Genomic DNA, 26,156 nt, shown 5'->3' on the forward strand with positions numbered 1-26,156 from the left:
GACGGCACCTCCGTTGTGGCACACCGCGTGGTGTGGTGTCTCACGCGCGGTCGGAAGCCGTCGTGAAGTCTGTGTGGTAGGGGGACGCCGGAGCATCGTCTGGTACTATTGTGCTTCTTCGATCGCGTCTTCAAGCTTCTGCATCTGCGCCTCTTTGACGTCCTGTGTCGCCGGCACGTAGCCGACCTCCTCGGCGACGATCTGCTCGTTGTCGGACTGGTCGACGAAGTAACGGGCGAAGTCGGCGACGTGGTCCTCGGCGAGCGACGACATCGACGGGTAGGTGTACAGCGACCGCGACAGCGGCTGATACTCCCCGGAGGCCGCGGTGTCGAGGCTCGGCAGAACCGGGCCGTTGCCGTTGTCGACCGCGACGGGTGTGATCTGATCTTGGTTCTGGAACCAGTAGGCGAACCCGAAGTAGCCGATCGCGTACTCGCTACCCGCGACACCCTGGGCGATCGTGTTGTCCTGTTCGGTCGCCTGGTAGTCGTCCGTATGGCCGGCCTCCGCGCCCTGGACGTTCTCGACGAAGTAATCGAAAGTACCCGAGGTGTCGGCGGCGCCGTAGCGTTCGATCTCCTCGTTGGGCCACTCGTCTCGAACCTCGTCCCACGTTTGTGCGGGGTCCTCCTGCCAGATCTGTGCGAGTTCGTCGACGGTCATCTCCGTCGCGAAATCGTTGTCGTTGTTGATGACGACTGTCAACGCATCGGTCGCGGCAATCAACTCGATGTACTCGACGTCGTTCTCCGAACAGAGGTTCCGTTCTTCTTCCTTGATCGGTCGGCTCGCGTTGTTGAAGTCCGTCTCGCCGACGCAAAAGAAATTCGAGAAACCGCCGCCGGAACCGGTCGAGCTGATGTCGATGCTGACTTCGGAGTTCTCGGCGGAGTACTCCTCGGCGATAGCCGACATGAGCGGAAAGACCGTACTGGAGCCGGCAATGTTGATCTCGCCGGAGAGCGACTCCGAGTCGCCGCCGTCGCCCGACATGTCGCCCTCACCGTTTCCGTTTCCGTTTCCGTTGCCTTCGGTCTCGGTACAGCCGGCGAAGGCGAGTGCGCCCGCGCCGCCGCCGATCGCCTTTATTGTGGTACGCCGCGTCAGTCTGCCGAGGTGACTTGGTGCCATAGTCTATGAGTTTCCAGGATGCGTATAAATGAGGTGCTATGAGTACTGTAGACTGCTCACTACTGGTCACATTGTGAATAGTCTTCTATGTAGTTCTATATATTGTGGGTTTCCCGTCGATATCCCAATTACGACGACTTATAAGCTAGTTCGACCCTGCGATCGGTATGGACGCGCGACTCCCCCGAGCCGACATCGACGACCGGCTAGCCGCCGCGGCGTCGGAACTCCGGTGTGAGCGGCGGCGAATCGCCGACGAACTTGAAGCGCTCGAAGCGTTTGCCGATCGGGTTCGCTCGATTCCGACGGAGCGACACACGCCCCAGGACCGGCAGCCGGTCGGGGTCGCGACCGAGGCTCCGAGCACCGCAACGGGGCTCCGGCAGGTTCGGGAGGCCTACGAATCGACACTGATGAGCGTCCCACACTACGTCGAGGAGTACGACGACACCTATGTCGAGAGCCTCGCCGAGGAGTTCTCGCCCGACATCGCCTCGGCGCTCACCGACGGGGCCGCGTTCAACGGCCGGTGCAAACGAACGCTGTTGTCGGCGGTCGAAACGTCCAGATCCGCCCGGGACTCGCTCGTCGACGTCGTCGACCGCGAACGACAGTCGGTGCTGGATGCGAAATCCGAACTCGAGGAACTCGCCGCGGAGTGTGCCGACCTCGACGCGACCGAGTTCGGAGGGATGCGGTTCGGCACCCTCGACGCCTACCGGTCGCGCCTGCGGGTGATGGAGGAGAACTGCGAGGCGCTCTCGGCCCGACGACAGGACGCCATCTTCGACCAACGACGCATCCAGCGGCTCCCCGCCGAGGTCCCCGACGTGACGGTGTACTTTTATCAGGACCTCGACGCCGACTACCCGGTGATGTCGGTCGTCGCGGAGTTACTCGATACGATCGCGGCCCAGCGGCGGCGGGTCGAACGCGAGATGTCCCGCTGTCGGTCGTGAGCGTGGCGCTCCGCCCGACGACGGCGATCCGGAGTGGCGATATTTACATATTGGCCTCGGACGCGACGGCGCGAGCGGCCGCCGGACCGCGAGGCCGAACGCGGGCGCAGTTCTGGTGGATATATATTAGTACGTTCCGGGCCGCGACCGTATCTGGCTCTACGTTACGGTCATAGCAACGCTCTTGCGGTGGTTCACACACGGTCCGACATGGACGCCCACCACCCTGAGGCCGTCGCGTTCGAGCGACGCCTCGAGTCCGCGACCGGCCGGTATCTCGACCGCCTCGCAGACGGCGTCGCGGCGCTGTCGACACTCGTCGAAAGCTACGGGGCGGGACGGGAGTACCGGACGACCCTCGCCGGGATACGACACCACGAAAGCGAGTGCGACGCCATCAAACTGGAACTCGGACGGCTTCTCGTGGACGCCAAACGCGGCGACGTTGCTGTCCCTCCAGCGTGGGATCGCCGCTACGCCGATCGAACCCTGGAACTGTACGAACACCTCGACACGATCGCCAACACCGCCGAACAGTTCGCCGGAGAACTCGTCGCCATTGCGCCGACGCGGCGCGAGACGTGTCTAGACGGACTCGCGGAGATGGCGGCGCTCGCCGCCTCGGCGATGAACGAACTCGAGGGCGTCGTTAAACCGTTCCTCCGGGCGCTGTGTCGTCCCGACGACGTCTCGATCACGGGCGGTGTGAGCACGATCCGAGCCATCGAGGGCGAGGCGGACACCGTCAGAAACCGGGTACTCGAGGCGGCTTTCGCCGGTACGCACGACGGGGACGCGGCCGCCTACCGCCAACTCGCGGTGCTCCTGGACGGCGTCCTCGACGCGATGGAGGACGTGACCGATCAGATCCATCTCACCACGGGTATCGAGGGGTGGCCCGACGTCGAGGTGTACCCGTCGTGCGGCCGCTGACGGCGGGTGCCACGACGACCGCTCCGGGGAGGGTGTCCGAAGCGGGGAGGACCCTTCTGGAGGCCGATCCGAACCTGTTCGTGTTGGGGTTCCTGCTGGTCGGCTGTCTGTTGTACGCGTCGATTTTGGTTCTCGACGCCGTGGCCGAGTACCGCAGCGGGACCGACGAGAACGCCTCCGACGCACCGCCGGGGCAGTGACGCCCGCACAGGTGGTGCCGACTCCATATCGACACCGAGCGTTCCGTACGGGATTCTATCCCACACCGGCACGACATATAACAAATATAATAGCTTCAGTACGGTGAGGGCTACCGATCCGATGCGCCTCGGTGACGGCGCGAGACACCCATGCACCGACGGACATTTCTCACGAAGACGCTCAACCGCGCGACGGTCGCCGGCACCATCGCCGGCGTTATAAATCCCTTCGAGACGGGGCGCTCTGTCGACGCGTTCTACACCGAGAGCGGCGTGTCGGAGGGACCGGAGAGCGGCGGGTTGGAAAACGGACGACGGACGCTCGCGCGCGGGATGTATCGTCTTGAATACGACTGGTGGATCCCCGATCACCGCCGGTTCCGACTCCGGTTTCCGGTCGAGCAGTCGACCTACCGGGCGGCCGCGGACCGCTCGTGGGGGTATCTCAGCGCCTTCGACGCGGCGCGGTCGAGCCGGACGGTGGCACGACTCGCAGGCGAGTTCGCGTCCATTAGCCCACTCGGCGGGGGTTCGGCCCCCGCCGACGGGGCAGACTCCGAGTTCGGAGCCCGCCTCCCACCGCGAGACCGCCTCGCCGCCGCCGTGGCGTTCGTTCGGAGCTTCGAGTACGCCGTCGACCCGGAGACCAAGGGTGCCCCGGAGTACCACCGCGCCCCGACCGAAACGCTCGTCGACGGGCGCGGCGACTGCAAAGACGCCACGTATCTGCTCGGTGGGATCCTCTCGCAACCGCCGTTCGGCTATCGGACGGCGATGGTGTTCGTGCCCGAACACATGCTCGTCGGCGTTCGACGGGCCGACCTCCCGGAGGACGTCGACGCCGAGGCGCTCCCCGGGACCGAGTACGTCCCGATCGAGGCGACCGCCGACGAACCGATCGGGGAACTCTCGCGGGACCCGCTTCTCGCCGTCTACGACCGCGGGTTCGAATTCCTCGATTGCCGGGAGACCGCGGCGACCGCCGGACACCTCCTCTCGAACCCCTCCGAGATCGACGTTCTGACGCGGAGTATGTGACATCCTCCCGCGGGTAAACGCGCGGGCCTCCCACCCGGTGTTGGCCGGGCAAGTCAGTCCCGACGGTTGGGAGTCTACGGTTTGCTGGACAGTCAGCCAGTGGCGTTGCCACGAAGCCGTTACTCGTACCCCGGAGAGGGCTTCGAGTTACCTGATTGGTTAACGACTGTCGGCGTGGTCGGCTTACTGTTTGTTTCCGGCTATGAACCGCGACGACCACCGAGTCAACCGCCAGTTCTCCACGCACGGCGTACGGCACGATGGTTTGTAACGTAAATTGTCGGATTCATCTGGTGGCTAAAGCCACCAGTATTCTCCTCGAATCTCTATAATCGGAAGACACTGCACACTCGATCGCACGACTGCAGTGCGATTGACGTGTAATCACTTGTGATGGTTGCTGTTATAACGCTCGATGTCGGACGGCATCGGGGCGTTCCAGGTAATGTGGTGGACTCTATCGTCCACGAGTGGGCGATGCCGTCGCTGTACCCGCATCTGTTCGAATCAGTTGCGTCACGACAGTAAGCGGGCCGAGGGGGATTTGAACCCCCGACCGTCTGGTTAAGAGCCAGATGCTCTCCCTGACTGAGCTATCGGCCCACAAACACATGTACCGGCGGTCGACTCAAATACGTTGCGTTCCTCGGAGCGGTGGAGACGGTCTACCATGCCGGGATCCGGACGGGCAAATTAAGTGATAGCGCGTCGTCGTGGGCCTTATAATGAGCACCGCCGTCTCGATGGCGTCGATGTCGACGTACGCGATTCTCGGCTGCGGAAGCGTCGGCCACGCCGTCGCGGAGGAACTCGTCGGGGAGGACAAGGACGTCCTCATCCTCGATCAGGACGAGGGGCGCGTCGAGGCGCTGCGGGATCAAGACCTCAACGCACGCCGCGCCGACATCAAATCCGAAGCCGCCGCGGAGGCCGTCGCCGACCGCGACGTCGTGTTGATCCTCTCGCCGGACGTCGACGCAAATCTCGCCGCCGTCGAGAACCTCGGTGACAGGGACGGTGACCAGTTCATCATCGTGCGCGCGTCCGACCCGGTGATGGCCGACGAACTCCGGGCGGCGGGCGCAGACGTCGTGATCAACCCCTCCGTCGTCATCGCCGACTCGGCGCTCCGGGCGCTCGAGCAGGGCGAACTCGAGTACAAAGCGACGCAGCTTTCGGACCTCATCGGGAGCGGCGACTCGCTTGGAATTCTCGCCCACCGCTCTCCCGGCCCGGACTCGATCGCCTCGGCCGTTGCGCTTCAGGCGATCGCCGAATCCCGCGACATCGACGCCGATATTCTCTACGAAGGCGAGATCGGACACCAGGAAAACCGAGCGTTCGTCAACCTCCTCGGGATCGAGTTGGTTTCGTTGGCCGAAACCGACCTCGAGCGGTACGACACGCTCGCGCTCGTCGACTGCGCGAAGGCGACCGATCCGGTCGTCGACCGTGACGTCGACATCCTGATCGACCACTTCGAGCCCGAGGTCGACTACGGGGCCGCGTTCAACGACATCCGGTCGAACGTCTCCTCGACGTCGACCATCATGACAAAGTACGTCCAGGAGTTCGATCTCAGCCTCTCCGAGGAGGTCGCGACCGCGCTCCTGTATGGCATCAGAGCCGAGACGCTGGATTTCAAGCGCGACACCACGCCGGCAGACCTGACGGCCGCGGCGTATCTGTACCCCTTTGCGGACCACGACACGCTCGAGCAGGTCGAATCCCCCTCGATGAGCCCCGAAACGCTCGACGTCCTCGCCGAGGCGATCCGGAACCGAGAGGTGAAAGGTTCGCATCTGGTGTCGAACGCCGGGTTTATCCGGGATCGCGACGCCCTCTCGCAGGCGGCCCAGCACCTCCTGAACCTCGAAGGCATCACGACGTCCGCCGTCTTCGCCATCGCGGACGACACCATCTATCTCGCCGCCCGCTCGAAGGACATCCGGATCAACATCGGCAACGTACTACAGGACGCCTTCGAGGAGATCGGCGAGGTCCGGGGCCACTCGACGGACGCCTCCGCGGAGATCCCGCTTGGCATTTTCACCGGGCTAGAAATAACGGGCGACAACCGAGAGACGCTGTTGAAACTCACGGAACAGGCGGTTCGCTCGAAGCTTTTCGAGGCGATGGGCGTCGAGAGCGGAAGCGGCGGCGACGGATCGAACGGGAGCTAGGCGGCCGCCTCGTCGTCGGGTTCCTGCTCGGTGAGTCGCTCGACCACGTCGTTGACGAGGACGACGTCGCCGACCGCACGAACCCACCGATACGGGACGATTACACCCTCCGAGCCCGACGCCCGAGCGTCGAACAGGTCCCGATTTATATCTCCCAGCGCGAGACCGGTGACGGCCTCGCGCTGGAGGTCCAGTTGGATGTCCTCGATCTCACCGACGAACACCCCGTTGTTCGAGTACACTTCCCGTCCGACGAGCGACGTGATCTCCTGTGGCGTCGATTCCGTTTCCATACCGCCCGGTCGTGTCGGCTCCGTTTAAGTGTTTTCGGCCGGCGGTCCGCGGGACCGACGGGTCGCCAGCGCGTCACGCACCCTGGGTGGCATCGCAGCGACACATCCCCGAAGGAATTAATTCCGATACGACCGTATCGGCAGTTATGAGCAATACGGACAATTCTGATAGCGCCAGTGATCTCGAGGAGATCCGACGACAGAAACGAGAACGGCTCGAACAGCGGGTCACGACGCCGGATACGCCGTCAGAACCCATCGACATCGGCGGTATCGGGCACTTCGAGGAGCTACTCGAGGAGTACCCGGTCGTCCTCGTGGACTTCTACGCCGAGTGGTGTGGGCCGTGCAAGATGCTCGCGCCGACGGTCGCGGAGGTGGCGGCCGAGACCGACGCGGCCGTCCTGAAAGTCGATATCGACGCCCACCAAGACCTTGCCACCGAATACCAAGTCCAAGGCGTTCCGACGCTGTATCTGTTCGCCGACGGCGAACCGAAAGAGCGGATGGTCGGAGTCCAACAAAAAGGGTCTCTCGTCGACGCTATCGAGGCCGCCGCCTGAAGTCCCTCTCGTGGCTGCCGCCTGAAGTCCCTCTCGTGGCTGCCGCCCGAATCCCGAAGTCCCTCTCGCGGCCTTCGGGCGCTCTCAGGCGTCGAGAACCGCATCGATGTCGGCGTAGTCCTCCAGCAGGCGACTCATCCGATCGACCGTCCGCCCGTCCTTCGTTTTGCCGGTGTTCATCACCGAATCCGTCCGGTTGAGCGTCGTGGCGGTGTCAGTTCGGACCAACAGGACGGGAACGTCGGCCGATTCGGCCCGACCGAGGACGGTATCGGGCGGGTAGAACCCGCCGGTCAGGAGCAGGCACTCAACTCCGGAGGTCTCGAGCGCGGTGGTTTGGACGTCGGTCCGGTCGCCGCCGGTTATAAGTGCCGCCTCCCGGACACGCCGGAGTTGCCCCAGCGCTTCGCCCGCGGACATCGCGCCGACGACGAACCGCCGGATGCGGCCGTCCGTGGGGACGCCGCTCGTCAGTACATCGGCCCCCATCTCGTCGGCCAACTCGGCGATCGTAACGCCCGCGAGTTCCTCGTCGCGCGGGAGCGTCCCGTAGACGCGGATGCCGCGCCCCTCGAGGAACGGGACGGCGTCGCTCGCGAGCGAGTCAAAGGCGGCGTCGGGCACGTCGTTGAACAGGACGCCGCCGAGACGGTCGCCGAGGACGTCGGCGGCCGCGAGCACGTCGTCGAGGTCGCTCGAGTCCTCGAAGTTGGCGACGAGGACGACGGTCGCGTCCAGCAGTTCGGCCAGGTCGGCGTCGGTCAACTCGACGATGCCGCCGGTGGTGAGCGACCCGCCCCCCTCGACGATCATGCGGTCGACGTCGGCCGACAGTGCTTCGAAGCGCTGTTGAACCTGCTCGCGCAACGCGTCGGGGTCCTCCCGGCCCCGTATCGCCTCCTGGACGAACGTCGGCGAGTAGACGATCGGCTCCATCTCGTGCATCGCCGCGTCGAGGTCAAGCACCTCGCGGGCGAGCATCGGATCCTCGTCCAGCGTCTTGCCGACGGCCGACTGGAGGCGGGTCCCTTTGGGTTTCATATAACCGACCCGCTCGTCGCGCGCCTGTGCGGCCGTGCCGAGCGCCAGCGCGACGGCGGTCTTGCCTGTGCTCTCTTCGAGTGATGTAACGAGTACGGTCATAGCGTTTCGTGATCGACGGTGAGTCGGATATCGACCGCGACGACGCCGTCGGCCGTCGCCACGAGCGGGTTGATGTCCAGTTCGACGATTGCGGGGAAGTCGACGACGAGCTGGGAGAGCCGCTGGATTGTCTCGACGATCCCGGCTTCGTCGACCGGCTCTCGGCCCCGGGCGCCGCGCAACAGCGGCGTCGAGTCGATGTCCTCGAGCATGCCGGCGGCCTCCGCCTCCGAGAGCGGCGCGATGCGGACGGTCGTATCCTCTAAGACCTCGACGAAGACGCCCCCGAGGCCGAAGAGAACCAACGGCCCGAACTGCGGGTCGCGGTTCATACCGACGATGGTCTCGACGCTGTCGTCGAGGTCGATCAGTTCCTGTACCTGCACGCCCAGCAGGCGGGCGTCGGGCCGGTAGTTCCGCGCCCGGGAGACGAGCGCCTCGTAGGTATCTTCGACGTCCCGGAGCGGGACGCCGACCTCGACGCCGCCGATATCGGTCTTGTGAAGGATGTCGGGGGAGACGACCTTCATTACGACATCGCCACCGATTCGCTCGGCGAGTTCCTTCGCCTCTCCCGGCGAGTCGACGATGTCGCCCTCGGGCGTCTGGATCCCATAGGCGTCGAGAAGCTCCATCGCCTCGATGCCGAGGCGGTTGTCGCCCTGGCTTTTGACTCGCTCGAGGACCGACCGGGCGGCGTCCCGGTCGACGTCGAAGGAGGCCGGCGGTTCGTAGCGCCGCTTTCGGATCGTTCGGTACCGCTCGAGGGCCGCGAGGCTCCGGACAGCCCGAGTCGGGTCGAAGTACGTCGGTGTCTCGACGTCCGAGAGCGTCTCGGAGGGGCCTTCGACCGAGGCCCCGCCCATCAGACAGACCGCGATCGGGACGTCCTCGCGCTTTCGGGCCTCGACGAGCGTCTGCGCGAGGCGGTCGAACGAGAGGACCGCGCTCGGACAGGCGATGACGACGGCCGCGCCGACGCCGGGATCCGAGAGGACCACGTCCAGGGCGTCCCCGAACCGTTCGGCCGGCGCGTCGCCGATGACGTCGACGGGGTTGTACACGTTCGCCGTCGGCGGCAGCGACTCCTGAAGCGTCCGTCGCGTCTCGTCCTCGAAGGTCGCCAACTCGAGCTCGGAGTCCCCGATAGCGTCGGTCGCGATCACCCCCGGGCCGCCGGCGTTCGTCACGACGGCGACGCCGTCGGCGGTCGGGAGCCGCCCCCCGGCTAACATCGCCCCGAAGTCGAACAGCTCCTCGGTGGAGTCCGCCCTGATCACGCCGGCCTTCTCCAAGCCGGCCTCGTAGGCCGCCTCGCTGCCCGCGATAGCCCCCGTATGCGAGGAGGCCGCCTGCGCGCCAGCCTCGGTGCGGCCGGACTTGAGGACGACGACCGGGGTCTCTCGGGTGACCTCGCGGGCGGTCTCGACGAACTCGGTGCCGTTCTCGATCCCTTCGAGATACCCCAACACGACGTCGGTGTCGGGGTCCTCGCCCCACGTCTCGACGAAGTCCGTCTCGTCGAGAACGGCCTTGTTGCCGAGCGAGACGACGTCTTTGAATCCGTGGCCGCGGTCGCCGGCCCACTCGAGGATGGCCGTGACGAGCGCGCCTGATTGGCTCATGAACGACATCCGCCCGGACAGTGCGTTCCGCGGGCCGAACGTCGCGTTCAGCCCCGATGGCGTCGAGACGACGCCGAGGCAGTTCGGGCCGACGAGGTTGAGATCGTACGTCTCGGCCAACTCCTGCAGTTTGCGCTCCCGCGTTGCGCCCTCGCCACCCGCCTCGCCGAACCCGGCGGTGATAACGACGAGGTTTTCGATGCCCGCCTGGCCGGCGGACTCGACGACGTCGAGGGCGACCGTGGGCGGGACGACGATCACGGCGAGATCGGCGTCCGTCTCCGCGATATCGTCGACACAGGGGAGCCCGAACACTCGGTCGGCGCCCGGGTTCACCGGCCTGATTTCGCCGCCGAAGTCCTCGAGGAGGTTCTCCATCACTGCGGCACCGACCGAGCCCTCCCGCTCGGTCGCGCCGACGACTGCGACACGCTCGGCATCGAACACTCCGGGTACCCGTACCATCTATGTCGGCGTACGACCCGCGGCGAAAAGTACTCTCCGGCTCGCCGGACGTCGGGTTACTCCCGGCCGCCGTCGGCCGCCGGCGCCGTCTGCTCCGATTCGTCGGCGGCCGGTATCCCCGCAACCGCCCGGTTACGGAACCGGACGCCGAGTTTGCTGGCAACGTAGAGGCCGATTCCGACGAGGACGATGGTGCCGCCGGCGGCGACGTCGTACACGTACGAGAGCGAAACGCCGGCGATCGTCGCCAGCTGTGCGATCCCGACCGCCGCGGCGATCGAGCGCTTGAACCCGCGAACCGGGGCGGCCGCGGCCACCGGGACGACGAGCATCGCGGCGACGAGGATCACGCCCATGATCTGCATCGAACCGACGACGACGACCGCAGTCAACACTGCCAGCAACTGGTTGTACCGCCTTACCCCGATCCCGCTCGCCCGGGCACCGATCTCGTCGAACGTGATGTACACCAGCGGTCGGTACGCGAGCGCGATGCCGACGGTGACGATAGCGCTCAACGCGACCAACAGCGCTGCGTTGGGCCGCGAGACGGTCGCCAGGCTGCCGAAGAGGTACGCGTTGATTCCCACGGCGATGCCGCCGTCGGTCGCGGTGATGAGGACGCTTCCGATCGCGAACGCCCCGGTGAGCACGATCGCGAGTGAGGTGTCCCGGTACGCCCCCGCGTAGTCGACGAGCGTCTGTACCAAAACCGCCGCGACGGCGGCGACGACGAGCGCCGAGAGCAACGGCGGGACGGCGACCGCGTACACGGCGTTGACGAACAGACCGGCAGCGACACCGGCAAACGCCGAGTGCGCGAGCGTGTCGGCGATCATCGCCATCTCGCGGTGAACTAAAAAGGCCCCGACGAGCGGCCCGATAACGCCGATGCAGATCGCGGCGAGATACGCCCGCTGCATGAACGGAAAGCCGAGGATGTCGATCCCGGTGAGCCCGGCGACCGCGTCCAGGACCGTTCCCCAGACGGTGTCGAGGAGGACTCCGACGCCACGGTCGAGTGGCGTCACCGCCAGAATGCTCGCGTCCGCGTTCGTGTAAGAGTGCATCAGTGATCGTGATGGACGACCGATTGGGTGCCGCCGTAGGCGTCGGCCAGCGCGTTCGTTTCGACGAAGGTCTCCGGGTCGCCGTGAAAGTACAGCTCCCGGTTGAGACACGCGATCTCCGAGGCGTGGGTGGTGACGACGCCGATGTCGTGTTCGATCAGGATGATCGTGATTCCCTCGTCGTTCAACTCCCCCAGGAGCGTATAAAAAGCCTCGCGCGACTCGGCGTCGACGCCGACCGTCGGCTCGTCGAGCGCCAGGAGGTCGGCCTCGGCCGCCAGCGCGCGGGCGATGAACACCCGTTGGCGCTGGCCACCGGAGAGCCGTCCGACCCGGCGCTCGGCGAGGTCGGTGATGTCGACCCGGCGCATGGCGTCGGCGACGGCCCTCCGGTCTGTGTCTCCGAGCCGGCCGACGAGCTTCCGGGGGTATCGTCCCATTCGGACGACTTCCCGGACGGTCACCGGCATCTCGCCGCCGCTGTTGCCGGCGTTCTGCGGAACGAATCCAATGCGGTCGCGCTCGCTCGAGGCGTGCGCCGACTCGCCGAACAGCGACACGGAGCCGCGATCCGGCTCCCGGAGGCCGATCATCAACTCGAGCAGCGTCGTCTTGCCCGAGCCGTTCGGCCCAACGAGCCCCAAGAAATCGCCGGCTTCGACGGTGAGCGAGACGCCATCGATCACGGGGCGGTCGGCGTAGGCGAAGGAGACGTCCCGAACCTCGATTAAGCCCATTATGCGTCCAGTGCGCGCTCCAGCGTTGGAAGGTTTACGTTCTCCATCACGTCGACGTACCCCCAGTCGTCGTCGGCCCACGCCTCCGTCAGCCCCGGCATCGCTGTCAGATCGAGCACCGCCTCGGCGTCCGTTTCGGCGACAAGTTGCTCGGCCGCCCGGCGGGATTCCAGCGGATCGGCACAGACGTACCGCAGATCGTGTTCGTCGATGATCGATTGGGCCGCCTGGATGTCGCGGGTCGTCGGCGTGTCGTCCGGCGAGACGCCGGTCAACGACTCGACCCGAACGCCGTATCGGTCGCCGAAGTATCGCAACGAGTCGTGTCCCGCCACGAGGATCGTTTCCTTGGAGGCGTCCGCGACGACCGATTCGAACTGCGCGTGAAGATCGTCGAGTTCCGCCCGGAACTGATCGGCGTTGTCGGCGTACGTCGCCGCGCGCTCGGAGTCGACGTCGGCAAGCGCCTCGCTGACGGTCGTGGTGGCCGTCTTTACACGGAGTGGATCCATCCAGAAGTGTGGGTCCATCGCCCCGTGATCGTGCTCACCGTGATTGTCGTCGTGGCTGTCGTCGTGATTGTCGTCGTGGCTGTCGTCGTGATTGTCGTCGTGGCTGTCGTCGTGGCTGTCGTCGTTACCACCGGCTTCGAGTAGGTCGACGCCGCTGCTGGCGTCGACAGTCGCTACGTCGGCGTCGTCGGCGTCGAGGTCCTGTGCGATCGTGTCGACCCACGGCTGGAATCCCTCCATGCCGTGGACGAAAAGTTCCGCACCGTAGATCGCCTCGCGCACGTTCGGGCCCGGCTCCCACCCGTGCCCGTGTTGTCCGGTCGGAACCAACAGCGCCGCCGTGGCAGCGTCGCCGACGACCTGCTCGGCGATGTCGCCGAAGACGAAGAACGACGCCTGCGCGGTCGGTTCCCCTTCCTCGGACGATCCTGACGGGTCGCCGTCTGCGCTCGCGTCGCCGTCGATACAGCCAGCTAGTAGCCCGGCACCGCTCGCTCCGAGCGTCGCCGCGAGCAGCCGTCGTCGTGTCGTGTGCATCTTGATTATGAATTTATAGTAGAGATATAATAATATTTCCTTTCTACTAAACGGAGACTAATAAGACGCGTTGCTACTGGATTCCTCGATGCCATCCCACCCCGCCGAACGGCGGGGCGACCCCGAACTCACTCGCGGATGTCGGTGACGTCCGCGTCGGCGACCGCGACGATTTCCCCGGGATCGATCGGGAAGACGGCCTCGGGCGTCCCGGCGGCGGCCCACACCCGATCGAAGCCGGCCAGCGCCTCGTCGAGGAACACCGGCACGTCCGCTTCGTGGCAGAACGGCGGCACGCCGCCGATCGACCACCCCAGAGTCGCCTTGACCTCCTCGGCGTCGGCCATCGACACCGCCGGGCCGTCGACGCCGAGCAGGTCCGCGATCTTCGCCGTATCGACCCGGTTCGCGCCGCTGGTCACGGAGACGACGAGGTCCCCGTCGGCCGAAAGGACGATCCCGCTGGCGATCTCCTCGACGGAGCACCCGACCGCGTCGGCCGCGTCGGCAGCGGTCTTTGTCCCCTTGGGGAACTCCTGGACGTCGACATCGAGACCGTGCTCCGTGCGCGCCCGCCGTTCGAACTCCTTGGCACGTGGATACATGACACCGTCTCGACCGGCCGACCGCTTGAACGTCACGGTTCGACGGCGAGTTCGGACGCGAGCGCGCTGAGGGCAGCCCGCCCGCCGTCGGCGAGGGGTGGTCCGTGGCCGACGCAGGCCGCCTCGAAGCGCTGGTCGGCGATGCGGGCGACGCTGTCAGCGATCCGGTCGGTGTCGTAGGAGTCGAGCCACGGCGGCGCGACGAGCCCCGCTGTCGTGTTCCAGACGAGGTCGCCGAGCAGCGCCGCCCCCGAGTCGGAGTGGATATACACCGTGTGGCCGGGGTTGTGTCCCGGCGTGTGGACGGCGAGAAATCGACCGACTCGGTCGCCGTCGTCGACCCCCCGGAGGACGGTCTCCGAAAGCGAATACAGCCGGCGGACGATGCGGTGGAACGCACCCTTGTGGTGGGTCCACGGCGGCGACCACGACCGGCGGACGAGGCGGCGATCGAGGGCGCCGAGATAGACGGGAGCATCGAGGTCGACCCTGGCCAGGCCGCCGACGTGGTCGATGTCGTAGTGGGTCAACAGCACGCGGTCGACGTCCCCGAGGGCGTACCCGGCGGCTCGGATCTCGGTCTCAAGTGACCGACGCGGCAGTGGCGGCCCCGCGTCGACGAGTGTCACCTCGCCGTCGTCGACGAGGTAGGCGTTCGCCCCGACTGGTTCGGGCCAGGCCACCTCCAACAGCCGGACGCCGTCGACGACTGCCCGTGCCATGCCAGCCCTACTCCGCCCACCCTCTTGACCGTGCCGCGTCGGCTCCCGAACGCTCGAACGGACCGTGCCGCGTCGACTCCCGAACGCTCAAACCGGTTGCCGTCCAACGACGGGTATGGAAACGCCGGATCCGAACCCGACCGTGCGGACGTACGGGACCCGCCCCGCCGAGTACGCCGTGGTGGTCCCCGACGATGGCCAGTTCCGGCGTGCGCTTGAAGACCTGGCAGAAGCGACCGGGGACGGCGGGGACGTGCCCGCCGTCCGGGCGCTCCTCGTGGACGGAGAGGTCGGCCCGGACGACCTCGTCGGGGAACTCGACGGACTCCCCGGCGTCGCGGTGTTCGACACCCACGCGCCCGTCGAGCCGGTCGCGTTCTTCGATCGGTCACACCCGGAGGCGTTCGACCTCGTCGCTTCCTTGCCCGTCGGGCACGCCGTCGACGTTCACGACCTCGACCCGATGGCCGTCTTCGGTCCCGGACCCCACAGCGGGCTCGTGGAGGCGGGGCTCGTCCGCGTCGAGGTCGGCGATGCCGACCCCGCGGCGTTCCTTCGGGCTGCGTTCGGGTCCCTCGGGATCGAGCCGTCCCCGACGGGCTTTTATGTGATGTCGGACCCCGTCCGCGGTGCGGACGCGAGTGCCGTGTCGGCCCCGAACTTCGAACGAGTCGACGCCGGAACGGTGTTCGCCGAGGTCGACGGCGACCGGCTGGTCGCCAACTGGCCGTTCGTTCCGGTGCTGTTCGGCGAGTGCGGCGTCGACGGCGTCGTGGGATACCGCGCCGCGCGCGTCGGGGGATCGGTCGCCGAGGCACGGGCGGGGCTCCGTCCCGATTCCCTCGAGTGAGGTATCGGCGGATCGGGTATTTAAATAGGCCGTCTTATCATCGAATCGATCAGTTAAATATATCGCCGAGCGAAAGAAGGGGTCACTACGCGGAGGGGCCGACCGCGCTCTCGTTTCGGCTTCCGGCCGCCGCTTACCGCAGGTCGAACTCCTCGGCGGCGGTGGCCATGTCCTTGTCGCCGCGGCCACAGAGGTTGATCAGGATGGTGTCGTGGCGGTCCGCCTCGGCGAGTTTGATCGCGAGGGCGATGGCGTGGCTCGGCTCGAGGGCGGGGATGATCCCCTCAGTTTCGCTCAACTCCCGGAAGGCCGCGAGCGCCTCCTTGTCGGTGACGCCGTGGTACTCCGCCCGCCCGAGCGACTGGAGGGCGGCGTGCTCGGGGCCAACGGCGGGGTAATCGAGGCCGGCGCTCACCGAGTGGTTGGTCGTCTCGTCGTCGATGACCTTCGTCTTCATGCCCTGGAAGATCCTCGGCTCGTCCTGTTTGCTCGCCGACAGCGCCGCGGAGTGCTCCCCCGAGTCGAGGCCCTTCCCGGCCGGTTCGGCCCCGTAGAGGGCGACGTCGTCGTCGTCGACAAAGCCGCTGAACAGCCCGATGGCGTTCGACCCGCCGCCGACGCAGGCGACGCAGGCGTCGGGGAGGTCGCCGTGCAACTCGAGGATCTGTTCGCGGGCTTCCCGCCCGATGACCGACTGGAACTCCCGAACCATCCGCGGGAACGGGTCGGGACCGACCGCACTCCCCACGAGGTAGTGGGTGTCCTCGAACGATTCGGCGTAGTCCTCCAAGGCAGCGTCGACGGCCTCCGCCAGCCCCGCGTTCCCGCGGGTCACCGGCTCGACCTCCGCGCCCATGAGTCGCATCCGGAAGACGTTCATTTCCTGGCGTTCGATGTCTTTGGTCCCCATGTACACCGTCACGGGGAGATCCAACAGCGCACCGACCATCGCCGTCGCGGTGCCGTGTTGGCCCGCACCGGTTTCGGCGATCAGTCGCTTCTTGCCGGCCCGTTTCGCCAGGAGTCCCTGTCCGAGCGTGTTATTAAGCTTGTGCGCGCCGCCGTGCAGCAGGTCCTCGTGCTTGAGGTAGATGTTCGCGCCGTAGCGCTCGCTCAGCGTCTCGGCATGAAACACCGGTGTCGGCCGCCCGCCGAAGTGCTCGAGCAACCGTTCGAACTCCGCGGTGAACGCCTCCGATTCGATCTCCGCGTCGAACGTTTCGGCCAGTTCTTCGAGGGGAGCCTCCAGCGGTTCGGGGACGTGCCGTCCACCGAAGCCCGCGAACTCGCCGTCGTCGTCGCCGTCTGTGGACATACCCACGGTAGCCCGGGCGGCGACTTAAATCACCCTACCGACGGTCCATCGGCCGATTCACAGCCCCGCGTTCACATCTCCTGTTGGGTCGGACGGACGAGCAGTTCGTTGACGCTGACGTGGGGCGGTCGCGTCGCTGCAAACCGGATCGTCTCCGCGATGTCCTGGCCGGTGAGCGGGTCGAGGGAGTCGACCCACGCCTCGGTCTCGCGTTTGATCTCCTCGTCCGGGATGTGCTCTTGGAGTTCGGTGTCGACGATCCCGGGCTCGATCAGCGTCGTCCGGATACCGTCCTCGGCGACCTCCTGTCTGAACGCCTCGGTGAACCCGTTGACGCCGAACTTGGTTGCGTTGTAGCCGCTCGCGCTCGCGATCGCCTGCCGGCCGGCGACCGAAGAGACGTTCACGACGTGGCCACGACCCTGCTCTCGCATGACCGGGAGGGCGGCGTGGGTCGCGTTCATCACTGCGAGGAGGTTGACTTCGATCATCTGTCGCCAGTTGTCCGTGTCCGCGTCCGCGACAGCTTCAAGCAACATCACGCCGGCGTTGTTCACGAGGACGTCGAGGCTGCCGAACTCCGCGACGGTGGTCTCGATCATCGCCTCGAGTTGCTCCTCGTCGGTCACGTCAGTGGGAACGACGAGCGCCTCGCCGCCCTCCGACTCGATCTCCCGGGCGAGGGTCTCGAGTTCGCCCTCGCGTCTGGCTGCGAGTGCGACGCTTGCGCCCGCTGCGGCGAGTTCGGCGGCCGTCGCCCTGCCGATGCCGGAGGAGGCCCCGGTGACGAGTGCGACCTGCCCCTCGAGTGCTGCAGTCGTGTCGGACATACCACCTCACGCAAAGCGGGTTCGACACAAAAGACTGTGCGAACCGGCCACTCCGGGCGCCCGAGACCGACGAGAGAAACGGTAGCCCCCCGACAGCGCACGCAACCGCCCGTCGGGTTTTTCAGATACCGCTGCGTATCGATCGATATGGTCCCCACTCGCCGGCGCGTCTGTGCTCTCCTCGGGTCCGCGGCACTCGCGGGCTGTAGCGACGCGTTGGATGCGGATTCCGAAGCGGACGGGGAAACGGGCACACCGGCCGAAGAGCCGACGCCGAGCGGCGAACCGACAGCGACCGAGGAACCGACGCCGACAGAGACCGACACACCGGTTGAGGAGGCCACCCCCGAAGAGCCGGACCTGCGGGACCGCGAATCGGAACTCCCGGAGTTGATCCGGGAGTCGCTGACGGCGGCCAGGGACCGCATCGACGCGGCCGTCGAAATGTACGCGGATTCCGCCGGGGGCGATCCCGACGCCGGGACGCCGCTGGCGTCGGTGTCGCTGTCGGCCGAACCCGACCGGATCGACATCAGCCGCGAGCTCTCCACCGCGAACGACCGGCTCTCCGGGGCGACCTCGCGGGCCAGCCGCCGGAGGATCGACGACGACCGATTCCAGCGGCTCACCGGGTTGCTCGGGGCGGAGATCGGCACCCTCCGGGCGGCGGTCGACGCTCACCAGCGACTCGCTCGGGGGTATCGATCGGCCGAATCGGTCGTCGAGCTGGCCGACCAGCGGGCCTATCGTCTTGCCGAATCCAACCACGAGGAGCTGGGCGAGCGCCGGAGCGAGACCACCGATGCGATCGAGACGGCACGGACGGCCCTGGAGCCGATCGAGGCGGCGAGCGGCGCCGAGCGGACAGCGCTACAGACCGGCGGCCACGGCGACCTGCTCGATCGCCTGGAAGCGGGGGCGGCGACGCTCGGGACGTACCACGATGCACTCGAGGCGGTCCCCTCGGCGTTCTCTGACGTCGACGACGCGGAAGGCGAACTCGGCAACGACGACGAGCGGGCGTTTAGCCTCTCCACTCTTGCCTCCGAGGACCTGGAGGCGGCCGAGTCGACGATCGAGTCGGCCGATCCGCCGGCGAGCGTCGAGCCCGTCGAGTCGTCGCTGCTCGGGCCGATCCGAGAAACACTCGAGACCGCACGGGCGGTCCGCGACGAAGCGGCCGAGGGAATCGACTAGCCACCGGTTTATATCGGTCGTGTTCGATAGGGTAGCCAATGCTCGCTGGGTTCACCGAGGCGTTCGTCCGACTCGTCGGGCCCTCACCAGCGATACAGGCTCTCGCCGGAGGGCTCGTCATCGCCTCGATGAATATCCTCGGCGCATCTCTCGTCCTCGTCTGGCGGAACCCTTCCGAACGAGCTCTCGACGGCATGCTCGGGTTCGCGGCCGGCGTCATGCTGGCCGCGGCCTTCAGCAGCCTCATCATCCCCGGTATCGAACAGTACTCCGGGGGGAACCCGATCCCGACGCTGGTGGGTGTCGTGCTGGGTGCGCTGTTTCTCGACCGGGCCGACGTGCTCGTGCCGCACGCGCACTACCTCCTGACGGGCGAGCGCCGGACGGATGCAGCGGAACCGGCCGAGACGCTTCCCGCCAGTGAGGAGCGTCTGGCGGGTGTGGTCCTGTTCATTCTGGCGATCACGTTGCACAACATGCCAGAGGGGCTGGCGGTCGGTGTCGGGTTCGGGGCGGCGGCAGGCGATCCGGCACAGCTCGGGGCCGCGCTGTCGTTGATGCTTGCTATCGGCCTCCAGAACGTCCCGGAGGGGCTTGCCGTGTCCGTGGCGGCAATAAACGCCGGTCTCGACCGCCGGCTGTACGCCGCCGTCGCCGGGGTCCGGGCCGGGGTCGTCGAGATCCCACTCGCGGTGCTCGGCACCGTCGCCGTGGCGACGATCGAGCCACTGTTGCCGTACGCGATGGGGTTCGCGGCGGGGGCGATGCTGTTCGTGATCTCCGACGAGATCATCCCCGAGACGCACCGAAGCGGATACGAACGCGTGGCGACGCTCGGGCTCATGGCCGGTGTCGTCATCATGGTGTATCTGGATATCGCGCTGGCCGGTTGAGAACTACCCACATTCACCCGGGCTGGGTCTCGATGAAACACCCCGGAGATGCCCCCGGCGTGGGCGACGTATTTATAACTATCTATCGTTTAGATTACCGATGGTGGTATCGATTCGACGACCGAACACCCCGGGCGGGCAGAAAGCTTTTTTCGGAGTGTGGGCCAGATCCCGTGTGTGTCAGAACCCTCCACTACCGACTCGGCGGTCGAGACGTACGATATCTCCACGGTTGATCTGAACGACGACCGCTACGTGGTCAAGCAGTCGGCGATCCGGAACAAGTACGTCGTCCGCGATAGCGTCGGTGAGACCGTCCTGCGCGGGAAGCAGAAGCTGTTTAAGATGAAAGAGGAGTTCCCGTTCGTGGCCGGCGACGGCGAGGACGCGTTCACCGTGAAAGCGGGCGGTATCGTGGACATCGCCGGAACCTACGCCATCACAGACGCCGGTACCGGCGAGGAGGTCGTCGCTCTCGACGAGGACCTCTCGCTGCTCGTCGAGAACTGGACGATCCGGGACCCCGAGACCGGAGCGCCGCTGGCGAGGATTCGATCCAAAAACAGGCTCCTCTCGGCGCTCCGTCACCTCGTCTCCGTCGCGAATCTCGTCCCGAATAAATACGAGATATTCGATGCGGACGGCGACCACGTCGGCGACATCGAGGGGCAGTTCTCGCTGCGGGACACCTACACGGTCAGTATCGACGACGCGGGCAACGTCCCGAAGGAAGCAGTAATCGCCGCCGCCTGCGTCCTCGACGCACTCGAAAACAACTGAACGGGCAGAGTGGGCACGGAAGAAGTTGTCACGTCGTGAGACGCACTTCTACCATACGCTTACTGTCCGCGCAACTCGTCCATGTGGTCGATCCGTTTTTTTATCAGTTCGGGTTTCCCGATGTCGTGTCGGACGCGGAGCCCCTCAGTGCCGGTCCGCTCGAAAGCGTCCTTGACAACCGCTTCGGCCGCGGGGATCGAGTCGGCGAGACCGACGACGGCGAACGACCGGGAGGTGGTCGTGTAGATGCCGTCTTCGCGGGCGTCGACGCTCGCGTAGAACAGCGATGCGTCCCCGGCGCTGTCGGCGTCGATGGCCACCTTCGCGCCGGCCTCGGGGTCGGTCGGGTAGCCGTCGGGGACGGCGTACTTGCACACCGTTGCGCGCTCGGCGAACGACAACGCCGGCAGGGACTCGCCCTCGCGGGCCGCGACGAGCAACTCGACGAAGTCCGTCTCGAGGACGGGGAGTGTGTTCATCGCCTCCGGATCGCCGAAGCGGGCGTTGAATTCGACGACTTTCGGTCCCTCCGTAGTCAGCATGAACTGACCGTAGAGGATGCCCTTGTACTCGGGCATCGCTTCGACGACGGCGTCGATCACATCGACGGCCGCGTCGTACTCCGAGGCGGTCATGAACGGCAGTTCGGGCGTCGCGTCGCTGTAGGAGCCCATTCCGCCGGTGTTCGGCCCCTCGTCGCCCTCGTAAGCGCGCTTGTGATCTTGAACGGCCGGCGAGACGCGGTACTCGCCGTCGGCGACGAACGCCTGGATCGTGAACTCCTCGCCGACGAGTCGCTCCTCCAGGACGAACGACTCGTAGTCGCTCTCGAGGACGTACTCGACGCCCTCCTCGGCCGTGATCTGGTCGCCGATGACCCGGACGCCCTTGCCGCCTGTCAGCCCCCGCGGCTTGATCGCGAGGTCGCCGTCGTGCTCGCGGATGTACTCGGCGGCCGCTTCGGCCGCCTCGAACGTGGCGAAGTCGGGACACCCCGGAATCGACTCCTCGGCCATGAACTCCCGCTGAAACGCCTTGTCCGTCTCGATGCGGGCCTCCGCCCGTCGCGGGCCGAACGCGTAAATCCCGGCCTCGTCGAGGGCGTCGGCGATCCCCGCATTCAGCGCCGACTCGGGACCGATCGCGGCCAGCGTCGCCCCCACCGACTCGGCGTACTCGACGATCGAGTCGCCGTCCGTCTCGCCGATCTCGGCGTATCCCTCGGCGAGCGACGCGATCCCTGGATTCCGGTTGGAGGCGCACGCGTACAGTTCGGCCGCCTCGGACCCGGCGACCGCGCGGGCGATGGCGTGTTCGCGACCGCCGCCGCCGACGAGAAGTACGGTTTCCGTCATACGCGAAAGCGCGACACACGGACGTGTAAACGTTGCCCTTCGCCGTCGGGCCGCTGTACACGAACGTGGATACGACGCGGGCCGCGGACCGCCGTCGAACCGGGAGCGCGCGGGACGGAGCGACCGGGTGACGATCGGACGCCGGCCCCGCTAGACCGTCTCCTCGAAGCCGTAGCCGAGCGACATCGTCCACGAGAAGTCGTACGCGCCGGGTCGCTCGACCTCGCAGACGCCGACCGCAGACTGCGGGGCGTTGAGGGTCCCATCCCACTCGGTCGTGTAGCTTCCGCCGGCCTCGCGGACGGTCGTCGTATCGAGCGTGCCGCCCCGGACCGGGAACGACCCCGACGGGGGGGATTCGAGCCCGACGGTACCGTCCGAACCGTCGGTCGTCGGCGTGGCGGCGTCGACGACCGTCCCGGCGTCGAGTCGGAGCCCGGCCGACAGCGTGGTCAGGTTTACGTCTCGGACGAGGCGGCCGTCCGTCGGGTCGGCGGCGATCCACAGCCAATAGCGGTAGCGATCCGCCCCGAGGTCGTAGCGGGCGAGACACGCGTCGGCGATCAGCATCGGCGCTTCGGGCTCGACGGCCTCGGGAACGAGATCGAACTCGCCCTCCGTGGGGCTGCCCGGCGTCGTCCGCGTGATCGCGTACCGGCCGACGTAGGCGATCCCGAACCCGTCCGGGGCCTCGAAGTCGGTCCCGCGGACGCCGCTGTCGCCGTACCGATCGGCCATCCGCCCGACGTAGTCCTCGAAGCCCTCGCCGTCGAGGGCGACCCCCTCGTCGTCGGGCGAGAGCGCCCACGTCATCGAGTCGGTGGCCTGCGTCTCGCGTCGCGTCACGCGCTCTTCGATACAACCGGCGAGGCCCGCGCTCGCGAGCAACGCCCCGCCTGCCCCGAGTACGTCCCTGCGCGATCGTTCCATGTCCGACCCGACACGTCGGCGTCTCAAATAACGTGCTGTTGCGGCGCGTCGGCGGACGGGCAAGCGGGCGGGCCGGTGGACGGGCCGTTCCGCCGGCGATGATACGAACAAAACGCTGTCGAAAGCCGCGGCGTTTAGTATCGCGAGCGCGGAGCCGGGGTATGGAAAACCGCCTCGACGAGGCCGCCTCGCCGTATCTGCGCCAACACGCCGATAACCCCGTCGCCTGGCAGCCCTGGGACGAGGCGGCGCTCGAACTCGCACGGGAGCGAGACGCCCCGATCTTCCTCTCGATCGGCTACGCCGCCTGCCACTGGTGTCACGTGATGGCCGACGAGAGCTTCGAGGACCCCGAGATCGCGGAAACACTCAACGAGGCGTTCGTTCCGATCAAGGTCGACCGCGAGGAACGCCCGGACGTCGACACGCTCTATATGAACGTCTGTCAGATGGTCCGGGGGTCGGGCGGGTGGCCGCTGTCGGTGTGGCTCACGCCGGAGGGCAAGCCGTTCCACGTCGGCACCTATTTTCCCCCCGAGGCGACGGCGAATATGCCGTCGTTCGGCTCCGTCCTCGGCGACATCGCTGACTCCTGGAACGATCCCGAGGGGCGCTCCCGTCTCGAGTCCCAGGCAGATCAGTGGGCGAGTTCGACGAAAGGAGAACTCGAGGGGACGCCCGACCGTTCGGGCGAAGCGCCCGGCGAGGGCTTTCTCGATACCGCCGCCAACGCGGCCGTCAGAGGGGCCGACCGGGAGGCGGGCGGGTGGGGACAGGGGCAAAAGTTCCCCCATCCGGGCCGGATCCATCTCCTCCTCCGGGCCTACGACGCGACCGACCGCGACACCTACCGCGACGTCGCCCTCGAGACGCTCGACGCGATGGCCTCGGGGGGGCTCTACGACCACGTCGGCGGCGGTTTCCATCGCTACTGCGTCGACCGCGAGTGGACGGTGCCGCACTTCGAGAAGATGCTCTACGACAACGCCGAGATCCCCCGCGCGTTCCTCGCGGGGTATCGGCTGACCGGCGAGGAGCGCTACGCCGAGATCGCCAGCGAGACGTTCGCGTTCCTCGAACGGGAGTTGACCCACCCCGACGGCGGTTTCTACTCGACGCTGGACGCCGAAAGCGAGGACAGTACGGGATCGAGGGAGGAGGGGGCGTTCTACGTCTGGACGCCCGAGACGGTCCGGGAGGCGGTGGACGATCCGACCGCGGCCGAGCTGTTCTGTGAGCGCTACGGCGTCACCGACTCGGGGAACTTCGAGAACGGGACGACCGTCCTCACCGAGTCGACGCCCATCGGAGAGCTCGCGGCCGACGCCGTGATGGACACCGACAGCGTCGAAGCGCTGCTCGAGACGGCCCGATCGCAGCTCTTCGAGGCCCGCGAGTCCCGCCCGCGACCCCCCCGCGACGGGAAGGTGTTGGCGGGCTGGAACGGGCTGATGATCTCCGCGCTTGCCGAGGGAGCGCTCGCGCTCAATCCGACCTACGCCGACCTCGCGGAGGCGGCCCTAGAGTTCTGTCGCGACCGGCTCTGGGAGGACGAAGGAACGCAAGACGGGGACGTCGGACGGCTCAACCGCCGCTTCGAGCGCGGCGAGGTCGGGATTTCGGGCTATCTCGAGGATTACGCGTACCTCGGCCGCGGCGCGTTCGACCTCTATCAGGCGACCGGGGACGTCGAGCACCTCCAGTTCGCGCTGCAGCTCGGACGCGCCATCCGGGCGTCCTTCTATGAGGAGTCCGAGGGGACGCTCTATTTCACGCCGACCGGCGGCGAGGAACTCATCGCCCGGCCCCAGCAGCTCGCCGATAGCTCGACGCCCTCGAGTACGGGTGTCGCCGTCCAGCTGCTCGCGGCGCTGTCGGCGTTCGACCCCGACGCCGGATTCGACGCGGTCGTGGACTCGGTCCTCGAGACCCACGCGTCGACGCTGGAGTCGAACCCAATCACGCACACCTCGCTCACGCTCGCCGCCATCGACCGGTCCGTGGGCAGCCCCGAGTTGACCGTCGCCGCCGGGGAACTGCCGCCGGCCTGGCGCGAGGCGCTCTCGGGGACGTACCTCCCGGGGCGGACCCTCTCAGTTCGGCCGCCCACTGAATCGGGGCTGTCGGCGTGGCTCGACGCGATCGGTCTCGAAGACGCCCCGCCGATCTGGGCCGGGCGGGACGCCGTCGACGGGCGGGAGACGGTGTACGCCTGCCGGTCGTTCACCTGCTCGCCGCCGACGCACGACATCGAGGAGGCGATCGAGTGGCTGCGCGAGGCCGAGGACTGATACGGCACGGACGCGGCGGTATGTGATCCAACGGCCCGCAGCCGCGACGGAGCGGAACGAGCCGAACGGACGACCTTTCCCCCGCGTAATGTATATCGGCCGCGGAGTAGACGCACCCATGGCTCGACGGAGCGTCCTGTTCTCGCCCGGGGATCGACCGGAACTGATGCGCAACGCACCGCACACCGGCGCCGACACCGTTGTCTTCGACCTCGAGGACGCGGTCGTCCCCGAGGCGAAGGCAGCCGCCCGCGAGGCCGTCGCCGGCGTCCTCGGCGACCCGGCGTTCGAGCCCGACTGTGAGGTGTGCGTGCGGCTCAACCCCGACCCGGAGACCGCGGCACTGGACGCCGAGGCCATCGCGGCCAACGATCCGCGCCTCGACTCGATCGCGGTCCGGAAGCCGAGTCAGCCGGGGACGTCCGTGCGATCCACGAGCTGGTCGCCGCCCGTGGCCACGACCGCCCGGTCATCGCGCTGTGTGAGTCGGCCGCCGGGGTTCTCGGCGCCGAGGACATCGCGGCCGCCGACCCGGTCGAGGCGGTCGCGTTCGGGGTTGTGGACATCGGCGCGACGCGAACGGAAGGGGAGCGGAAATCGCTCACGCCCGCCAACACGACGTGTTGGCGCCCGGCGCGGCCGGCGTCGACGCCGTCGACACGCTCGTGACCGACATCGGGGCCGAAGACCACCTCAAATCGGAGGCCGGGGTTGCCAGACAGCTCGGCTACGACGGCAAGATGGCGATACACCCGGCGCAGGTCGAGATCATAAACGAGGCGTTCACGCCGCCTCCGGAGAACGTCGAGTGGGCCAAGTGCGTGCTCACGGCGGCCGATGCGGCCGAACAGAAGGGGCGCGGCGTCGCTCGCGTCGACGACGAGATGGTCGACGCCCCGCTGATCTCGCGGGCGGAAACGGTCCCCGAGCGCCACGAGGCGGCGGAGAGAGACTGACCGATCCGTCGGGGGCGGGTCGCCACGCTTATAAAAAGGC

Annotated in this window: 24 protein-coding genes, 1 tRNA gene and 1 pseudogene; 12 read left to right on the forward strand and 14 right to left on the reverse strand. The window is 67.0% G+C overall.

From position 1 onward, the window contains the following. Positions 1-105: 105 nt before the first annotated feature. Positions 106-1,134, reverse strand: coding sequence for a PstS family phosphate ABC transporter substrate-binding protein (locus NMLP_RS08585; RefSeq protein WP_015409726.1), 1,029 nt, complete (start codon positions 1,132-1,134; stop codon positions 106-108). 167 nt (positions 1,135-1,301) lie between these two features. Here NMLP_RS08585 and NMLP_RS08590 point away from each other — a divergent pair, with 167 nt between their 5' ends. The 4 genes from NMLP_RS08590 (at position 1,302) to NMLP_RS08605 (ending at position 4,264) form a co-directional block, all read left to right on the forward strand. After that, a complete protein-coding gene (locus tag NMLP_RS08590) occupies positions 1,302-2,093 on the forward strand; it encodes a DUF7260 family protein (RefSeq protein ID WP_015409727.1) in 792 nt (263 codons plus the stop codon). 210 nt (positions 2,094-2,303) lie between these two features. Beyond that, a complete protein-coding gene (locus NMLP_RS08595) occupies positions 2,304-3,026 on the forward strand; it encodes a hypothetical protein (protein ID WP_015409728.1) in 723 nt (240 codons plus the stop codon). Between the two features lie 32 nt (positions 3,027-3,058). After that, the gene (locus tag NMLP_RS15435; RefSeq protein ID WP_160169590.1) at positions 3,059-3,226 is read left to right on the forward strand and encodes a hypothetical protein; all 168 of its coding nucleotides are present in this window, start codon (positions 3,059-3,061) and stop codon (positions 3,224-3,226) included. A gap of 150 nt (positions 3,227-3,376) precedes the next feature. Continuing rightward, complete coding sequence (locus NMLP_RS08605; RefSeq protein ID WP_015409729.1) at positions 3,377-4,264, forward strand: hypothetical protein; 888 nt, start codon at positions 3,377-3,379, stop codon at positions 4,262-4,264. Positions 4,265-4,793: 529 nt separating this feature from the next. Here the strand turns inward: NMLP_RS08605 and NMLP_RS08610 are convergent. Then, a tRNA-Lys gene (locus tag NMLP_RS08610) sits at positions 4,794-4,867 on the reverse strand. Between the two features lie 122 nt (positions 4,868-4,989). On the opposite strand from NMLP_RS08610, the gene NMLP_RS08615 reads away from it, so the two are divergent. Further along, the gene (locus NMLP_RS08615; protein ID WP_015409730.1) at positions 4,990-6,447 is read left to right on the forward strand and encodes a DHH family phosphoesterase; all 1,458 of its coding nucleotides are present in this window, start codon (positions 4,990-4,992) and stop codon (positions 6,445-6,447) included. Here the strand turns inward: NMLP_RS08615 and NMLP_RS08620 are convergent. Then, positions 6,444-6,740, reverse strand: coding sequence for a PRC-barrel domain-containing protein (locus NMLP_RS08620; protein ID WP_015409731.1), 297 nt, complete (start codon positions 6,738-6,740; stop codon positions 6,444-6,446). The two genes, NMLP_RS08615 and NMLP_RS08620, sit on opposite strands and share 4 nt — an antisense overlap. 146 nt (positions 6,741-6,886) lie before the next feature. On the opposite strand from NMLP_RS08620, the gene trxA reads away from it, so the two are divergent. Continuing rightward, positions 6,887-7,303, forward strand: a complete 417-nt coding sequence (trxA, locus tag NMLP_RS08625; RefSeq protein WP_015409732.1) for a thioredoxin — start codon at positions 6,887-6,889, stop codon at positions 7,301-7,303. Between the two features lie 84 nt (positions 7,304-7,387). On the opposite strand, the gene NMLP_RS08630 is transcribed toward trxA, so the two are convergent. The 7 genes from NMLP_RS08630 to NMLP_RS08660 form a co-directional block, all read right to left on the reverse strand. Further along, a complete protein-coding gene (locus NMLP_RS08630; protein WP_015409733.1) occupies positions 7,388-8,446 on the reverse strand; it encodes a phosphotransacetylase family protein in 1,059 nt (352 codons plus the stop codon). Beyond that, positions 8,443-10,536 carry an acetate--CoA ligase family protein gene (locus NMLP_RS08635; RefSeq protein WP_015409734.1) on the reverse strand — a complete coding sequence of 698 codons (2,094 nt, stop codon included), beginning with the start codon at positions 10,534-10,536 and terminating at the stop codon, positions 8,443-8,445. The genes NMLP_RS08630 and NMLP_RS08635 overlap by 4 nt, the downstream gene beginning before the upstream one ends. 56 nt (positions 10,537-10,592) lie before the next feature. Then, complete coding sequence (locus NMLP_RS08640; RefSeq protein ID WP_015409735.1) at positions 10,593-11,606, reverse strand: metal ABC transporter permease; 1,014 nt, start codon at positions 11,604-11,606, stop codon at positions 10,593-10,595. Then, positions 11,606-12,343 (reverse strand): metal ABC transporter ATP-binding protein, encoded by a 738-nt coding sequence (locus tag NMLP_RS08645; RefSeq protein ID WP_015409736.1) that lies wholly within the window; start codon positions 12,341-12,343, stop codon positions 11,606-11,608. The genes NMLP_RS08640 and NMLP_RS08645 overlap by 1 nt, the downstream gene beginning before the upstream one ends. Continuing rightward, entirely contained in the window at positions 12,343-13,392 is a 1,050-nt protein-coding gene (locus tag NMLP_RS08650; RefSeq protein WP_015409737.1) for a metal ABC transporter substrate-binding protein, read from the reverse strand. The genes NMLP_RS08645 and NMLP_RS08650 overlap by 1 nt, the downstream gene beginning before the upstream one ends. Before the next feature lie 128 nt (positions 13,393-13,520). Continuing rightward, positions 13,521-13,997 carry a YbaK/EbsC family protein gene (locus tag NMLP_RS08655; RefSeq protein WP_015409738.1) on the reverse strand — a complete coding sequence of 159 codons (477 nt, stop codon included), beginning with the start codon at positions 13,995-13,997 and terminating at the stop codon, positions 13,521-13,523. A 32-nt stretch (positions 13,998-14,029) separates the two neighbouring features. After that, positions 14,030-14,719 (reverse strand): MBL fold metallo-hydrolase, encoded by a 690-nt coding sequence (locus NMLP_RS08660; RefSeq protein WP_015409739.1) that lies wholly within the window; start codon positions 14,717-14,719, stop codon positions 14,030-14,032. Positions 14,720-14,834: 115 nt separating this feature from the next. On the opposite strand from NMLP_RS08660, the gene NMLP_RS08665 reads away from it, so the two are divergent. Then, the gene (locus NMLP_RS08665) at positions 14,835-15,569 is read left to right on the forward strand and encodes a hypothetical protein (protein WP_015409740.1); all 735 of its coding nucleotides are present in this window, start codon (positions 14,835-14,837) and stop codon (positions 15,567-15,569) included. A gap of 133 nt (positions 15,570-15,702) precedes the next feature. Here NMLP_RS08665 and trpB read toward each other — a convergent pair whose 3' ends face one another. Both trpB and NMLP_RS08675 read right to left on the reverse strand, forming a co-directional pair. Next, a complete protein-coding gene (gene trpB, locus NMLP_RS08670; RefSeq protein WP_015409741.1) occupies positions 15,703-16,884 on the reverse strand; it encodes a tryptophan synthase subunit beta in 1,182 nt (393 codons plus the stop codon). 71 nt (positions 16,885-16,955) lie between these two features. Then, positions 16,956-17,714: an SDR family NAD(P)-dependent oxidoreductase gene (locus tag NMLP_RS08675; RefSeq protein ID WP_015409742.1), complete on the reverse strand. Its 759-nt coding sequence runs from the start codon at positions 17,712-17,714 to the stop codon at positions 16,956-16,958. A gap of 147 nt (positions 17,715-17,861) precedes the next feature. Here NMLP_RS08675 and NMLP_RS08680 point away from each other — a divergent pair, with 147 nt between their 5' ends. The 3 genes from NMLP_RS08680 to NMLP_RS08690 all read left to right on the forward strand — a co-directional run bounded on the left by NMLP_RS08680 (position 17,862) and on the right by NMLP_RS08690 (position 20,584). Beyond that, entirely contained in the window at positions 17,862-18,911 is a 1,050-nt protein-coding gene (locus NMLP_RS08680) for a hypothetical protein (RefSeq protein WP_015409743.1), read from the forward strand. Between the two features lie 38 nt (positions 18,912-18,949). Then, positions 18,950-19,804, forward strand: coding sequence for a ZIP family metal transporter (locus NMLP_RS08685; RefSeq protein WP_015409744.1), 855 nt, complete (start codon positions 18,950-18,952; stop codon positions 19,802-19,804). A 177-nt stretch (positions 19,805-19,981) separates the two neighbouring features. After that, the gene (locus NMLP_RS08690) at positions 19,982-20,584 is read left to right on the forward strand and encodes an LURP-one-related/scramblase family protein (protein ID WP_049926354.1); all 603 of its coding nucleotides are present in this window, start codon (positions 19,982-19,984) and stop codon (positions 20,582-20,584) included. Between the two features lie 59 nt (positions 20,585-20,643). On the opposite strand, the gene purD is transcribed toward NMLP_RS08690, so the two are convergent. Both purD and NMLP_RS08700 read right to left on the reverse strand, forming a co-directional pair. Then, complete coding sequence (gene purD, locus NMLP_RS08695) at positions 20,644-21,939, reverse strand: phosphoribosylamine--glycine ligase (RefSeq protein WP_015409746.1); 1,296 nt, start codon at positions 21,937-21,939, stop codon at positions 20,644-20,646. Positions 21,940-22,089: 150 nt separating this feature from the next. Further along, the gene (locus NMLP_RS08700; RefSeq protein WP_015409747.1) at positions 22,090-22,869 is read right to left on the reverse strand and encodes a hypothetical protein; all 780 of its coding nucleotides are present in this window, start codon (positions 22,867-22,869) and stop codon (positions 22,090-22,092) included. A gap of 161 nt (positions 22,870-23,030) precedes the next feature. Here NMLP_RS08700 and NMLP_RS08705 point away from each other — a divergent pair, with 161 nt between their 5' ends. Next, positions 23,031-25,160: a thioredoxin domain-containing protein gene (locus NMLP_RS08705; protein WP_015409748.1), complete on the forward strand. Its 2,130-nt coding sequence runs from the start codon at positions 23,031-23,033 to the stop codon at positions 25,158-25,160. 118 nt (positions 25,161-25,278) lie between these two features. Continuing rightward, a pseudogene (locus NMLP_RS16185) lies at positions 25,279-26,116 on the forward strand (HpcH/HpaI aldolase/citrate lyase family protein). The last annotated feature ends 40 nt before the right edge of the window (positions 26,117-26,156 follow it).

The sequence above is a fragment of the Natronomonas moolapensis 8.8.11 genome, from assembly GCF_000591055.1.
In the GTDB taxonomy this organism is placed as follows: Archaea; Halobacteriota; Halobacteria; order Halobacteriales; family Haloarculaceae; genus Natronomonas; species Natronomonas moolapensis.